This is a genomic window from Pinibacter aurantiacus (genome assembly GCF_019130065.1).
Lineage (GTDB): Bacteria > Bacteroidota > Bacteroidia > Chitinophagales > Chitinophagaceae > Pinibacter > Pinibacter aurantiacus.
Genome location: NZ_JAHSPG010000016.1, coordinates 1 through 14,277 on the forward strand (window position 1 = coordinate 1; position 14,277 = coordinate 14,277).

The following is a 14,277-nucleotide window of genomic DNA, read 5'->3' on the forward strand; positions in this document are numbered from 1 at the left end:
TATTTACAAGCCGCCTAAAAACATTTTTTGGCAGTTTATGAGTCTTAGAATACACAAAGAAAGTGCACTTTGACTAAATGCAAATTCGTAAAGCGCAAAGGAAACGAAGAGGTCAGCAATAAATATCTTCGTTTTCTTTGCGCATAGCTTTGAGGCCTTTGCGGTTAAAAACTTCTTAGTGCAACTTAGTGTACTTAGTGCCTTAGTGGTAAGTATTTGAGTGTTTAAATTTTGAACAAAAAAGTTAGAAATGAGATTGTTGATACGTGCCTTTGTATTTGGATCGCTGGTGTTGAACATGTCAATGCTTTCACAAGCACAAAAGGTTGCGGTGAAAAGCGGTGTGGCACAGGCAAACATTACACCACCGGTCGGTTGCAGGCTGGCAGGGCATTTTTATGAAATCATTTCTACGGGCATTCACGATTCATTGTGGGCCAAGGCGATTGTGTTGCAACAGGGAAATGAAAAATACGCTTTTGTGTTTTGCGATCTTATTGGCATTACTACAGATATTTCGTCAAAGGCCCGTACCATGGCTAGTGAGCGGACACGCATCCCGATAAGTCACATTATAGTGGCTGCCACGCATAGCCATACGGGTCCTCTTTTTTACGGATTTCAACGAAATTATTTTCATGATAAGGCGCTCCAAAAAGGCGGGGACCCACACGAGAAAAACGACTACCCAGCATTTCTCGAAGAGCAAATTGCGAGTGCAGTTACAAACGCAAACGCAAGCATGACAACAGTGAAGCTGGAAGTGCTCATCGGTACAGAAAACTTTTCTCACAACAGGCGCTACCACATGAAAGATGGCACCGTGATGTTCAACCCCGGCCCTTTGAATCCCAATATTGTATCTCCCGCAGGCCCCGTTGATCCTGACGTTGAGATGCTCATGGTTCGCGATGCGAAATCTAACAATGCCTTGTCGGGCCTTACTGTTTTTGGCATGCATGCCGATTGTGTTGGCGGCACCGATATTGGCGCAGATTATCCTTACTACCTGGAACAATCATTGAAAGCATATTTTGGTAAAAACTATTTTTCGGCCTTCGGGCTTGGTCCTTGTGGCGATGTTAATCATATTGATGTAACGAAGGACCTGCCGATCTATGATTCTGTTTATCCTCAACAATTTGGCAAAGCCCTTGCCTCCACAGTGATTGGGAATGTTTCCAAAATGAAAACGGTAAAAGCTCCTGCATTGGCGATGTTGTCGCAAAAGGTTTTACTGCCCTTGCAAGTGCCGACGCAGCAACAGGTAGACTCTGCAAGAATCATCATCAATGGATTGTATGAAGCAAAAGAAACAGGTGCGTATGTAAAGAATGCAGGTGGTGAAGCAGGCGATTTTCTGAAACGTGTGGAAATGAGTAAATACCTCAATTTGGCCCAGCGCAGGCAAACGATAGAAGAAGAGGTACAAGTATTGCGCATTGACAATGAGACCGCCATCGTTGGCCTGCCCGGAGAAATATTTGCAGAGCTTGGGCTTTCCATTAAACGGGCATCTCCGTTCAAAAATACCATCGTTATTACTGTGTGTAACAACAGAACAAGCTATATTCCCACACGCAAGGCATTTGCAGAAGGCAGTTACGAAGTAACCAACTCTATTGTAATGCCAGGTTCCGGCGAAATGCTTGTAGATACTGCGATTGCGCTACTGCGTAAATTGAAGCCGGCGCATTAGGGAGCAAGTCAAAAGTAAAAAGTAAAAATTCAAAATGGACGCTGCAAGATTATTAACCTTATCGGTCGATTTGAAGATTTTTGACTTTTGACTTTTTACTTAAATCGCCAGTGTCTTTCTGTACTCACTCGGCGTCATGTTTTTTATCTTCTTGAATTGGCGGTTGAAATTTGCCAGCGAGTTGTAACCGCAATCATAAGCTATTGAAACCACGTTGTTATCTTTTTCTCCGAGCAATTTGCAGGCATGGCCAACTCTTACAACATTCAGGTATTCGGTGAAAGTCATTTTGTGATGCTGCTTAAAAAAATTGCAGAAAGCAGTAATGCTCATGTTGCCAACTGCAGCAATTTCATGCAATGCAATATCGCTGCTAAAGTTGCGCATGATGTGATCAGTAATTTTACTGAACCTGTCGGAGCAATTTGCTGCCTGTACCTGTTGTTCGTAATTAGGATTTGCCAGCAGTTCATATTCCCTGCAACTTGAAAGAATATCGAAGATGGCGAAGAGTGACGATAATCTTTGCAAACCGTTTTGGTGCAGCATTTTTTTCATCAGGCTGTTTATCTGGTCGCGTGCTTTTCCATTGATTGCCATGCCGCGTTTGGATCGTTGCAGCATTTTTTTAAGCGGTTCCAGTTCCGGAATATTCAGAAAGAAGTCGCCAAGAAATCCTTCTACAAATTGTATCACAATCGCTTCTGCTTCTGTTTCACCGTTGCCGCTCGCATATTTTTCATCGCTCACCCACACGTGCGGTAGAGCAGGTCCCATGAAAACAAGATCTTCTTCATCAAAATAACCAATGTGGTCGCCCACCATTCTTCTGCCCGTACTTTTGGTAATAAGCACCAGCTCATATTCGGGATGGTAATGCCAGGGATAAGGAAAGTAAGTTCCTCGTTCCTGGAATACAATAAATGATTTGTCAATTTCCTGCGGTAAGCGACATTCAATAGCTTTCATGGCACAACAATCTTATTAAGTGGAAAATACTGGATATACGTGGAATTTCAGCGTTTTTTTTGTTGAAAGGCGGAATATTTGTGTGGCCGTTTTTTTACATACATGGTAATGATCGATCTTGCTAGTCGGAGTTTTAAAAATCAAGATTGTTTTCTAGAATATTTTTTGCAAATTGAATATTGAAGTGCGTTTTATTTGTTGCTGTTATGGGCTCCTGAATTAAGCGAAAAATGAATAGTTGCTAGAAATGCAAAATGAGACGACATCAAAAGATTAATTATGCTTGGATTATACTTTGCCATTTGGAACGACCTAATTACCAGACTAAAAATGGTTCGTCCCGAAGCAAATTGGAAAGTTTCGGGTACTGTGTTTATGACACTGTCAATGTCGGCAAATTTAGCCGTGTTAATAGTTTCACTGACTAGATATTTTCCGATAGTAAGGACCTATGAATTAAAACTTCCTTTTCTTGATGGCTATTTTAAAGAAGTCGTCAGTTTTTTGATAACGATTGTTTTACCTTGTTTTTTACTGAATTATTTTTTAGTGTTAAAAAATCCAAGGTTCAATAAAATCCAAGAAAAAATTAGATTCTATGGCGGCAAACTTTTTGCGGCGTATTTCGCTTTTTCAATTTTGTTTCCGTTTGTTCTAGCTGTAATCTATGGAATAAGAAATGGTTTTAAATAGAATAGTCTAACGGGCAGAAAATTGCGTGCCGTTGTTGGTATGTAGCGAAGGTATCGAGCGCGCAGGTTACCGACAGCTAAGCTGGATTTTTTAGTATATTTTTTGCAAATTGATTATTAGATTTCAGTTGTTGGCATTTGTTGTAGACACTAAAAATTGAAAAGTATCATATGCATTTTCAAAAATGGTTTTTATTCCTCGTGTGTATAATTTCTTCGTTATTTGTTCGTTCTCAGGAGTTGCCATCTCTTGATAGTGTTGTTTCTTATTCGTCAAACTTGGGACGTGTATATTATACGCCTGCTGTCTTGGTTGACAACATAAGTTTTTCAGCCATAAAATTTAGAAACGGGCAGCCGGGAATTTGGTTGAGACTGATGGTGGAAAAAGTAGTAACGGAAAAGGGAAGAAGAAATATAGACGTGAATCCGGATAGCATCAGTTTGAAATTAAACAATGAAGTGATTGCTTTTGGAAAAAGTTATAGAGACAGTATTTATTTTTCCAATAAGGGAGATCTATTGGTTAATACGTTCTATCTTTTAAACCCAACTGAAATTGAATTTTTAAAAGAAAAGAATGTAACCGACATTATAGTTACAGTTAACAATAAACCGGTAGTCCTGCATATTTCAAAGCGATCGCAAAAGATGATTAAAGAAATGGCTAATAATAGTTATTGAAATTGTAAGCATTTCGTAGGGGCGAATTGCATTCCCCTTCGTCCCTGTTTTGCCAGATCAAGCAGTTTTTACGTCTTTTTTAAAATCTCTTTAAAGTTTTTTACTTTAGAGAGGTTTTTTGCAATGAAAACAAATCACCCAAAACTTGAAAAACAAGCAGAAAGTAGCGGTATTACTGGATGTAGCTAGAGCTTATGACAGGGATATACTTGCTGGAATTACCACCTTCAACAAAATTCACGATAAGTTCATTTTCTTTTTCTTTTCGCCAAAATACGTACATAGTGGCTCGCAAGCGAACGCAATCAACCGGGTAATTGACTGGAAGCCGGACGGCATTTTAACCCGGGAGATCGATGAGTTTGAATTGCTGCTGGATTTGGATATTCCACTTATTATATTTCCCCACACAAATTTGTACAAAGACAAAATAAACTCATGGGGCAATAACAAAGGAGTAGGCAAAACAGCGGCGGATTATTTTATTGCAAAAGGGTACAAGCACTATGCCTTCCTGGGGTTTAAAGATTTTCAATGGTCCATCGAAAGGCAGGAGGGGTACATTGAAGAAGTGGGCAACGCTGGTTATACAGTCAGTACATTCATTTTTGACAATACGCAACTGTTATGGGAGCGTCTTCCTGCAAGGTTAACGGAGTGGGTGGAGACGCTGCAAAGACCGTGTGCAATTTTCGCCGTTACAGATGAGTTGAATATGCACTTGTTGAACGCAATAAATCAAACCGAATCAAGGGTGCCCGACGATTTTTCGATTTTGGGAGTTGATAACGACGAGATGCTTTGCGATATGGCAAGCCCTACGCTATCAAGCATTGACCAAAATGCAAAAGAGACCGGCTTTGAAGCAGCCTCAGCTTTGAGCAGATGGATAGAACATGGTGAAAAACCTGTAGGCGATATTGTTTCGGAGCCGGGAACTGTTATTACCCGTGGCTCCACAAGTGCATTGGCTATTGATGACGAACAGGTGCGTGCTGCGTTGCATTATATTACCAATGCTGCTCCTTCAAAGGATATTTCTGTTGATGATGTTGTGAATGTCACCACATTGTCTCGCCGCATTCTCGAAAAAAGATTTCAATCGCTCATTAAAAGTTCTGTGCTTGAAGAAATAAAGAAAGTAAGGATTCAGAGAATTAAGTTCCTGCTAGAAAATTCTGAACTTACTATTCAACAAATTGCTGATGAATTAAACTTCAGAAATTTCGACAATATCACCCGGTATTTTAAACAGTACGCCGGAATGAATCCTAAAGATTATCGTAATAAATTTAAATAGCCGGAGACGATCAGGAATTAGGAGTTAGAAATTAGGAATTAGGAGTTAGGGATTCTTTAGGGGCAATACAACACCAGACCCGGAACCTTCAACGGGTGGCCCATCTCTCTTCGCAAAATGACTGTTTTTTGTCGTAAACTGACATAACTTAAGGCCCTGACCTATGTTAACTTGCTCTTGAGGTCAGAAAAATGACCTGGATCAATAAAAAAACTATTAAAAAAAGAAGGAACTTACCGAAACGATTGACTTGAGTCAGTTCACTTTTTAACACTTGCTATATGGAGAATTCTACAACAGGAATAAATGCCGCTGCTGAGATATTGGAATTTACGGCGGAAGAAAGCGCTGCTGCCTTTATCAATAAAAAATTCATCATTCTTGTCAGCGGAGTGGCTGCATTGGGCGGCTTGCTATTTGGTTTTGACACCGCAATTATTTCGGGAGCCATTCCCTACATTACCTCCTATTTTTCACTTAACGAATATTGGATCGGATGGGCCGTTGGCTCTATACTGATCGGTTGTGGAGTAGGCGCAATGCTGGCCGGTAAGCTTGCCGACAAGTACGGCCGACGCTACATGTTGATCATCTGTGCAATTTTGTTTGCCGCATCAGGAATTGGTGCAGGACTCTCAACCAATCTTACAGAGTTCATCATTTTTCGTTTGATTGGCGGATTGGGCGTTGGTGCCGCTGCAATGGTATCGCCGATGTACATTGCAGAAATAGCACCCGCAAAATGGCGCGGAAGGCTGGTAGCCTGTTATCAGCTTGCCATTGTATCCGGAATTCTGATCGCTTATTTTGCCAATTTTATTTTTGATGGAACCGGTGTAAATAACTGGCGATGGATGTTTGCCTCCCAGGCCGCGCCTTCCTTGTTATTCTTTTTATTGTTACTCCTCGTTCCCGAAACGCCCCGTTGGCTCATCATGAAGCAAAGAAATGCAGAAGCAGAAAAAATTCTGAAGAAAGTTTTAGGCAATTCGCCAGTTGAAGCAGAGATGAGGATAATAAAGGACAGCTTTCATAATGCGAAAAGCGTTTCATTAAAACAATTATTCAGCAAGACTTATAGACCCGTTTTGTATCTCGGTATCACAGTCGCGATATTCCAGCAGGTAACCGGCATCAACTCGATCATTTATTACGCACCGGAGATCTTCAGAGAAACAGGGCTCGACAGCTCCTCCTCACTTATGCAAACCATTGGCATTGGGGTTATCAATATTCTATCCACTATTGGGGCAATTGCACTGGTAGACAGGATAGGCCGCAAAAAACTTTTGTTGATCGGAACCGTAATGATGGGTATTTCACTTGTAGCAGTGGGCCTTTGTTTTGAGTACCATTATTACGACCATTATCTTGTACTCATTTTCATGTTGCTGTACGTGGCATCTTTTGGTTGCACACTCGGCGCCGTAGTGTGGGTGTATCTTGCAGAAATTTTTCCTAACCTTATCCGCAGTCTCGCACTTTCTGTTGCCACGCTTGCCTTGTGGTTGGCCGATTTCGCAGTTACCTTAACCTTCCCTGTGATGAGAACGCATTTAGGCACATCCTATACAATGTTTTGCTATGCAGCATTGTGTGTTGTGGCGTTTGTGTATATGCTGTTTAAAGTAAAAGAAACAAAGGGACAGTCGCTGGAGGATATTGAAACATTGTTTATTCATTAAGTAATTAGGAATTAAAAATTCTCTATGTGTTGCATAGGTTAAACACTTTTGACTTTTTAATTTTTCCTTTTGACTTCATAATAAAAGTGTCGGCGAAACATTGAAAAGCCGACCGGCAATTTAAGTTGAAAATTTTCAGAAGATATGAACAGTCATGTGGTGATAGGTGCAGATGTTGGCGGCTCGCATATAACGGCTGCGGCAGTGGAACTCCAATCAGGGAAAATAATAGCAGGCTCTACTTACAAACAAAAAGTGAATGCGGCAGCGGCACCAGAAGAGATTATTACTTGCTGGGCCAAAGCAATTAAAGCATCAATGAATGCAAGCGAAGAAGTAATTGAAGCCATTGGTATTGCTATGCCGGGGCCGTTTGACTACGCCAATGGAATTTCGTACATACGCGGATTGGCAAAATATGAGTCCCTATATGGTCTCAACGTTAAAGAACTGCTCAAAGAAGAACTAAAATTTCCGGGCGAAATATATTTTGAAAACGATGCCTCCTGCTTTGGTATTGGTGAAAGTTGGCTTGGAGAAGGCGCGGGCTGTAAACGCGTTGTAGCAGTTACTTTAGGCACAGGACTTGGCAGCGCATTTGTTAGCGACTGCGAAGTGCAAAAAACCGGAAACGAGATTCCTGAAGACGGCTACCTATATAAACTGCCATACAAACAGGGTATCGCAGAAGATTATATTTCTTCCCGCTGGCTCATCAAAACATTCAATGATGAAACAGGAAGTAAAATAACAGAAGTAAAAGAAATCAATGAACTCGCTTTAAGTGGAAATATATCTGCACAACAATTATTCTGTCAAATGGGAACGATGCTCGGAGAGGTACTCACACCGTGGCTCACCAGGTTCAATGCTCAACGCTTGGTTATTGGAGGCAATGTCAGGAACGCGCATTCATTTTTTTTACCCTCATTGAAAAAAGTGCTTGAAACAAATCAAGTAAACACCGGCGTTTACATTTCAACCAAAGGTGAAGAATCTGCCATTGCCGGCGCTGCTTATTTATGCAGCCAATTTTTTGTTTCGAAAACATCAACCGCTAAATAACTATTCTAAAAACATCGACAAGAGGCAACAGATGTGGAAACGCTTGATAAAACCAGTTAATCAGCGTCGCCTTGGGTGCCACCAAATAAAAAGATATGATGACTTGCAGAAAAACAACACAGTCTTTAATGCCGGCAGTTACAAAAGATGTGAAACAACTAAATGCCGGCAAGTATGACATTTATCCATTTGCCAGCCTTGGCGAGGGCAAAATCAACAATGGCTATAGAAGTCTTGCTCAATGGATAAAGAACCAAAGCGCTGTCGCAATCGACGGATACATTGGAAATGACTGGAATGGAGTTCGCAGCGAACTCGATGAAATATTATCTAAGGAGGGCCTGGCAATTAACTGGATCAGGACTACTGATTTGCTAAAAACAGAAAGCGAAATAGAGCAGCTTGTAAAACCATTCATTGGAGAAAAAGGAGAAGTGTGGGGAAGAAGAGCGAGTATATCACTGGAGGATTTTTTTGACAGCGAAAAATTGTCAAAGAATCACTTGAAGCAAAATGCCATCAACATTTCAATAGGAGTAGGAGCATCACTGGTTAACAAGGATGTGCCTGTTATTTACATTGATTTGCCGAAAAATGAATTGCAATATCGCATGCGTGCAGAGAAGGCAAATAATTTAGGTAAACAACATCGTGATGATAACCAGGAAACCTACAAGCGATTTTATTTTGTGGATTGGGTGGTATTGAATGAATATAAAAGTAAAATTCTTCCATCAATTGACATTATTGTTGATGGGCAATGGACCGAAAATATTTCATGGGCATTCTTTAGAAACATTCGGGAAGGCTTGCATTACCTTTCACAAAATGCTTTTCGCGTAAGGCCATGGTTTGAAGCCGGTGCATGGGGTGGGCAATGGATGAAAGAAAATATAAACGGCCTCAATAAAGACGAAATCAACTACGCATGGTCATTTGAAATGATAGTACCCGAGAATGGCCTGGTGTTTGAAAGCAGCGGCAACTTACTCGAAATTGCATTTGACTGGTTAATGATGCTGCAGGCCAAAGAAGTTCTTGGCGCCGATGAAAGCCGTTTTGGCATTGAATTTCCCATTCGCTTTGATTTCCTTGACACCTTCGAGGGCGGTAATCTTTCCATACAATGTCATCCGCGATTGAAATACATACAGGACAATTTCGGTGAAACGATCACGCAGGATGAAACCTATTACATACTTGATTGCAAAAGCGATGCGAAAGTATATCTCGGCTTTCAGGAAACGATTGATCCCGCAACTTTTAGAAAAGCATTGGAGGAAAGTGTAGAAAAAAATGAAGCGATTGACATTGAAAAATACGTGCAAAAACATGATGCACACAAACATGATCTTTTCCTGATTCCAAATGGCACCATACATAGTTCAGGAAAAAATAACCTCGTACTGGAGATCAGTGCAACGCCGTATATTTTCACTTTTAAAATGTACGATTGGGTGCGGCTGGATCTGAATGGCAAGCCCCGTCCGATCAACATCGAACATGCATTCAAGAATCTTGACTTTTCCCGCAAAGGAAAAAAGGTACAGGAAGAATTGATTTCAAAAGAAGCGGTAATTGAAAAAGGAGATGACTGGCAAATCGTACATCAGCCTACACACTCAGAACATTTTTACGATGTACACAGATTAGAATTTTCCGGTAGCATGGAAGTGGAAACAAATGATAAATGTCACATATTGATGCTGGTAGAAGGAAGCTCAATAATTGTAGAGACAAAGAATGGTTTTAAAACCCGTTACAACTACGCCGAAACATTTGCTGTACCTGCGGCGGCGGGTTCTTATAAAATAACGAATGAAAGCGGTGATAAAGCAAAAGTTGTAAAGGCTTTTGTAAAGTAGATGTTAGGAAGAAAAGAGATAAATTTTGCATTTTTCAAATACTTCCGTCCAAATTTAAAGCCCGTACAATTGCGGGCTTTTTTTCAGATGAATCGTTCTGGATTTTTGGTTTCAATTGTTTTTATTTTGAATGAACAATAATTTCAAAGTAGTTTTTGTTACGACCTGATGAGTGCTCCCTTGTCATGAAAACAGTTTGTTTATTTTCAAAAACGACATAACTTTTATCCTCAATAACTTCTATGCCTTTAAGCCTGTATTTACTTTTCTTCAAATTTGAGATGAATTCTTTATAGTTGAATGGATTATAAAGAAAGAAAACCGTCTTTGCCTGTTTATTGCTGTCGATAGATTTAATTACACATGAACTTACTTCTTCGCCAGAATAAGTGAAAGGCTGGAAATACCATCTTGACTCCGTTTGGCCCGTTGAGTATTGTTTAAATCCCTTTTCCAAAAGGTTTCGGGTTATCGCTGCGAAGTCTGGGTTGTTGTGTATCTGCTTAAGCTCTTTTGGGGTTAAATTCTGTCCTGTCGCAAGAGCTTCAAAAACAAAAACGAAAGAAATAAATAAAATTAGTCGGGAGAGATGTTTGCTCATAGAAATAGTTTCATATGAGATGCTTCAGTTGTGAAATTTCATACGGAGTAACAAAATTTTTCTTCTCTCGCCGTTAACTATTCAATCATTCTTTTTCAGAATTCCTTTCTCGACACTTTCATTGATCAGGTTCTCTGCATACTCCCAAATGGAAGTTGACCCTTCTTTAATGGCTTTTTTCTTCTCATATACTTTTTCATACGGCACATTGAATTCTGCCCACGTGCCACCGTTGTTGGAAGTATTTTGAAGCAATGGTTCCAGTCTGTCCATTGACTTTGCAAATTTTGCGTCATCTGTAACACCATCTTCAAACTCCTGCCAGATTGCAATAAAGTCGTCAGCTTGTTCTTTTGGCAACAATCCAAAAATGCGCCTTGCTGCAATCAGTTCCTGCTCGGTGTTGGTGTGGCTTTTTGTTGTTTCATATAAAAATGTATCGCCAGCATCAATTTCAACAATATCGTGGATCAATACCATTTTCAAAACTTTCAGAATGTTTATCGGCTTGTTGGAATGTTCTGCCAGTATAATCGTCATCATTGCTAAATGCCAACTGTGTTCCGCGTCATTTTCATTACGGTCGCTGTTAAACAATTTAGTTTTACGCAGAATGTATTTTAGTTTATCAATTTCCTTTATGAAGCTTATTTGTTTTAGTAAATTATCAGTCTGCATGGTTAATTAAATTTTTTACATGATCGAGATGAGATCATAATTGTTTAAGAGTGAATAAAATTACAAAGTTTTTTCGCCTTTCACAGGGCAGATAGACTTTGTAAAACTCGTAACACACAACTATCTGCAACGTATCATACTATAGTTAAATAAGATTTTCTTAATTGTCCTTTTTCGTAATAATCAAGCCTTTATTCGAATGTCAAATATGAAGATATACACATGTTATGTAATATTTGCGCATTCGGCTATACCTTCGTATTCGATTACATACCTGATAATATAGATCTCAAGAAATCTTCTTAATAATTCCTGTCTACTGGAAATATTTACAATTAGAATTAACAATTCTTATTGGTTTATCAACAGCAGTCAATCATGCTTGTTCATGATTGCTATTAAATCCATTATACAATGAAAACGTATGTAATTCTTCTTACCCTGTTGCTGCACGTTCTTGCAGTAAACGCAACCCAACTCTACTGGGTTGGAACTTCTTCAAGTGATTGGAACGATAAAAACAACTGGTCATCAGTTTCCGGTGGCGCAGGTGGGACTGGCGTTCCTGGCGTTTCAGATAACGCGTATTTTGATAGAGCCAGCACCTCTTACAATTGTGTGTTGAACAATGCGGCGGTTATTAATTCGATTTCGATTTCCGGCGGTGCAGTTTCGCTTGGCTCTTCAGGCGATTTAACGGTTCAGGGGACTTTTACCATTGCGTCGGGGAGTTTCAATGCAGGAACAGGTAAGCTCAGTATAATTTCTGATCAGTCAAGCACAATAAGCGGAGGTATTTTTAATGCCAACCAGGGTTCAATATTTTTGAATGCAAACTTAAGTGTGACAAGCCTTTCCACGTTTCAGCCGGGTACCAGCACTGTTACTATGAACAGCGGTTCTTACACAATTACAATCAATGATAATGCCGGTGGCTCTTTTAGATTTTATAACCTCGTTATCAATAAGCAACAAGACTATGAGACAGCAAGTTTTAACGCGAATGTTGCAACAGACTCTTTCCAGGTAGACAACCTCTTAACGCTTACGAACGGAAAGCTCGTTGGCGATGGCTTCATGAAAATAGAAAAGGATTTAAATGAAGCGTCAACTTTTGATGGAACTTCGGTTTCCATTGGCTGTACAGGCGCTAACGCAAGTAACCTTACACTTAATGGCCCTTTGGCGGCTGGCGGCCATAATTCATTTGTGGGTATTGTGAAGAGTACCAGTGCATCGGTGGTGAATGTTTATAGAGGACACGAAGCGGGCATTGATGATACCATAAGGATAGGCAATGGGGGCAACTTTACTGTTCGTCGTGGCATTATACAATTTCCCGACAATTCACCAATTATCAGTTTTTTTGACAAGCTGGTTATAGAGCCGGGTGGAACATTTAAGTCCACATCAAATTATTTTTATAACAAGGGGGGACACGTAAACTACGGCGGTCAGTTTTTACACAATAACGGCACATATGTGTTTGTAAATGCCAATGCCAATTACACCGAGTTTACGAACCATGTTGAGAATTTTTACAACCTTAATTTGGCTAACAGTAGCATAAAGCCCCAGTCGAAAGATACGCTCGTTATTAATGGCAACTTGACACTGGTTACAGGCGTTATTGCTCCTGCCGCCACAGATGCAACTGTTGTTTTAAAAGGCGATCTTAATGCGACTGCAGCGGTGCCTGCGCAATATTTGCAAAGCATAAATATTCTGATTAATGGCACAGCTGATCAGCACTTCTTCAATGCACATCCGAGTAATATTGACTTTTTCAATTGCCCCATAACGATCGATAAGCCATCTGGACAGATCATACTGGACGCGCCTTTTATCGTATCTGGCTGGGGATCTCAGGCCCTTAACTTTAAAAACGGAATTATTAAGTCTGCAACTGATGCTAACTATCTTCAAATGGACAACGGCAAGATTACAGGTGCAAATAATAAGAGTTATTTAGACGGCCCGTTTAGATATCAAAGCGGTTGGGATCCTGTAGAATATCCGGTAGGTAACGGTGGATATTATGCGCCCGTACGCATTACGGAACAATGGAACAATGCAGCTCCAGATGCATATTTCACTGTAAGATATTTCAGGAAAAGCCCGGCACCGCTGTATGATATTTCAAAGACAGATGATCCGCTTAACCTGAAAAGTGTAAGCAACTGCGAGTATTGGACAATAGACAGGGAAGTGGGAAAAACTACTTCTGCTTATATCTGGCTTTCTTACGACAGTAAGAGGAGCTGTGGTATTACGGATCCAAGCAGGCTTCGCGTGGCAAGATGGGATGGTAGTCTATGGACAAATGGAGGTGGTTCTACGTCTGGGCAGTATGTTATGTCTGGAACTTATTACAGTGGCTTTGGTCCCTACACGCTTGCAAGTGCTGACTTGGCATTGCAGGGAGGCGGCGCACTGCCGGTTACCTTCCTTAGCTTTAAAGTAACTGATGATAATGGCAAGGCATACGTGCAGTGGAGTACTACCAATGAAATACAAAATGATCACTTTGAAGTTGAAAGTTGCAGTAATGGTCGCGAGTTTCAAACAATAGCTAAGATTTATCCGAAAGAGGGCAATGCGGCAGCGATGAAAAATTACAGTTTTGTTGATCAAAAGGTGAGCAATGCAACAACATATTATCGCATTAAGCAGGTTGACATAGACGGGAAGTTCGTTTATTCATCTGTTGCAACATATAGGGGGAATGATGATAGATCTGACTGGAACGTTTCTTACAACAAAAGTTCAAAAATGTGCACAGTGTTTTTTGATCTTCCTTCGGGCCAGTGCGCTGACGCAAGTATTTACAGCATTAACGGACAGTTGATCCTCAAACGTTCATTTGTTACGGATGGTGCCGACCGCAGGCAGTATGTGATAAACGTTGCGCCGGGTGTTTATTTTGTAAAAATTGCTACTCAAAATAATGTTTGGGTGAAGCAGTTTATGGTTCAGTAATTACTGAGAACTCATAAATATAAAAGGACAGACTTGTTGTAGTTTGTCCTTTTTGCGTTT

At 40.3% G+C, this 14,277-nt stretch carries 11 protein-coding genes; 8 read left to right on the forward strand and 3 right to left on the reverse strand.

Translation table 11 applies throughout. The annotated features are described in order from the left end of the window. The first annotated feature begins 250 nt into the window (after positions 1-250). Positions 251-1,699 carry a hypothetical protein gene (locus KTO63_RS21135; RefSeq protein WP_217793956.1) on the forward strand — a complete coding sequence of 483 codons (1,449 nt, stop codon included), beginning with the start codon at positions 251-253 and terminating at the stop codon, positions 1,697-1,699. A 99-nt stretch (positions 1,700-1,798) separates the two neighbouring features. On the opposite strand, the gene KTO63_RS21140 is transcribed toward KTO63_RS21135, so the two are convergent. Next, the gene (locus KTO63_RS21140) at positions 1,799-2,668 is read right to left on the reverse strand and encodes an AraC family transcriptional regulator (protein ID WP_217793957.1); all 870 of its coding nucleotides are present in this window, start codon (positions 2,666-2,668) and stop codon (positions 1,799-1,801) included. Between the two features lie 279 nt (positions 2,669-2,947). Between KTO63_RS21140 and KTO63_RS21145 the strand changes: the two genes are divergently transcribed. From KTO63_RS21145 to KTO63_RS21170, 6 genes are all read left to right on the forward strand, one after another. Continuing rightward, complete coding sequence (locus KTO63_RS21145; RefSeq protein ID WP_217793958.1) at positions 2,948-3,361, forward strand: hypothetical protein; 414 nt, start codon at positions 2,948-2,950, stop codon at positions 3,359-3,361. A gap of 170 nt (positions 3,362-3,531) precedes the next feature. Continuing rightward, positions 3,532-4,044: a hypothetical protein gene (locus KTO63_RS21150; protein WP_217793959.1), complete on the forward strand. Its 513-nt coding sequence runs from the start codon at positions 3,532-3,534 to the stop codon at positions 4,042-4,044. Between the two features lie 145 nt (positions 4,045-4,189). Beyond that, a complete protein-coding gene (locus tag KTO63_RS21155; protein WP_217793960.1) occupies positions 4,190-5,344 on the forward strand; it encodes a XylR family transcriptional regulator in 1,155 nt (384 codons plus the stop codon). A gap of 281 nt (positions 5,345-5,625) precedes the next feature. After that, on the forward strand, positions 5,626-7,029 hold the full coding sequence (locus tag KTO63_RS21160) for a sugar porter family MFS transporter (protein ID WP_217793961.1): 1,404 nt from the start codon (positions 5,626-5,628) through the stop codon (positions 7,027-7,029). Positions 7,030-7,173: 144 nt separating this feature from the next. Further along, complete coding sequence (locus tag KTO63_RS21165; protein ID WP_217793962.1) at positions 7,174-8,094, forward strand: ROK family protein; 921 nt, start codon at positions 7,174-7,176, stop codon at positions 8,092-8,094. A gap of 95 nt (positions 8,095-8,189) precedes the next feature. Further along, complete coding sequence (locus tag KTO63_RS21170; protein WP_217793963.1) at positions 8,190-9,959, forward strand: class I mannose-6-phosphate isomerase; 1,770 nt, start codon at positions 8,190-8,192, stop codon at positions 9,957-9,959. 121 nt (positions 9,960-10,080) lie between these two features. Here the strand turns inward: KTO63_RS21170 and KTO63_RS21175 are convergent, their stop codons facing one another. Together KTO63_RS21175 and KTO63_RS21180 are read right to left on the reverse strand one after the other, a co-directional pair. Continuing rightward, positions 10,081-10,560, reverse strand: a complete 480-nt coding sequence (locus tag KTO63_RS21175) for a hypothetical protein (RefSeq protein ID WP_217793964.1) — start codon at positions 10,558-10,560, stop codon at positions 10,081-10,083. An 81-nt stretch (positions 10,561-10,641) separates the two neighbouring features. After that, positions 10,642-11,238: an HD domain-containing protein gene (locus tag KTO63_RS21180; RefSeq protein ID WP_217793965.1), complete on the reverse strand. Its 597-nt coding sequence runs from the start codon at positions 11,236-11,238 to the stop codon at positions 10,642-10,644. A 414-nt stretch (positions 11,239-11,652) separates the two neighbouring features. Here KTO63_RS21180 and KTO63_RS21185 point away from each other — a divergent pair, with 414 nt between their 5' ends. Next, positions 11,653-14,217 (forward strand): T9SS type A sorting domain-containing protein, encoded by a 2,565-nt coding sequence (locus tag KTO63_RS21185; RefSeq protein ID WP_217793966.1) that lies wholly within the window; start codon positions 11,653-11,655, stop codon positions 14,215-14,217. Positions 14,218-14,277 lie beyond the last annotated feature (60 nt).

Coding starts and splice junctions, on each gene's coding strand:
- KTO63_RS21140 (WP_217793957.1), bottom strand. CDS start 2,668: ATGAAAGCTATTGAATGTCGCTTACCGCAGGAAATTGACAAATCATTT.
- KTO63_RS21185 (WP_217793966.1), top strand. CDS start 11,653: ATGAAAACGTATGTAATTCTTCTTACCCTGTTGCTGCACGTTCTTGCA.
- KTO63_RS21135 (WP_217793956.1), top strand. CDS start 251: ATGAGATTGTTGATACGTGCCTTTGTATTTGGATCGCTGGTGTTGAAC.
- KTO63_RS21160 (WP_217793961.1), top strand. CDS start 5,626: ATGGAGAATTCTACAACAGGAATAAATGCCGCTGCTGAGATATTGGAA.
- KTO63_RS21165 (WP_217793962.1), top strand. CDS start 7,174: ATGAACAGTCATGTGGTGATAGGTGCAGATGTTGGCGGCTCGCATATA.
- KTO63_RS21170 (WP_217793963.1), top strand. CDS start 8,190: ATGATGACTTGCAGAAAAACAACACAGTCTTTAATGCCGGCAGTTACA.
- KTO63_RS21150 (WP_217793959.1), top strand. CDS start 3,532: ATGCATTTTCAAAAATGGTTTTTATTCCTCGTGTGTATAATTTCTTCG.
- KTO63_RS21175 (WP_217793964.1), bottom strand. CDS start 10,560: ATGAGCAAACATCTCTCCCGACTAATTTTATTTATTTCTTTCGTTTTT.
- KTO63_RS21145 (WP_217793958.1), top strand. CDS start 2,948: ATGCTTGGATTATACTTTGCCATTTGGAACGACCTAATTACCAGACTA.
- KTO63_RS21180 (WP_217793965.1), bottom strand. CDS start 11,238: ATGCAGACTGATAATTTACTAAAACAAATAAGCTTCATAAAGGAAATT.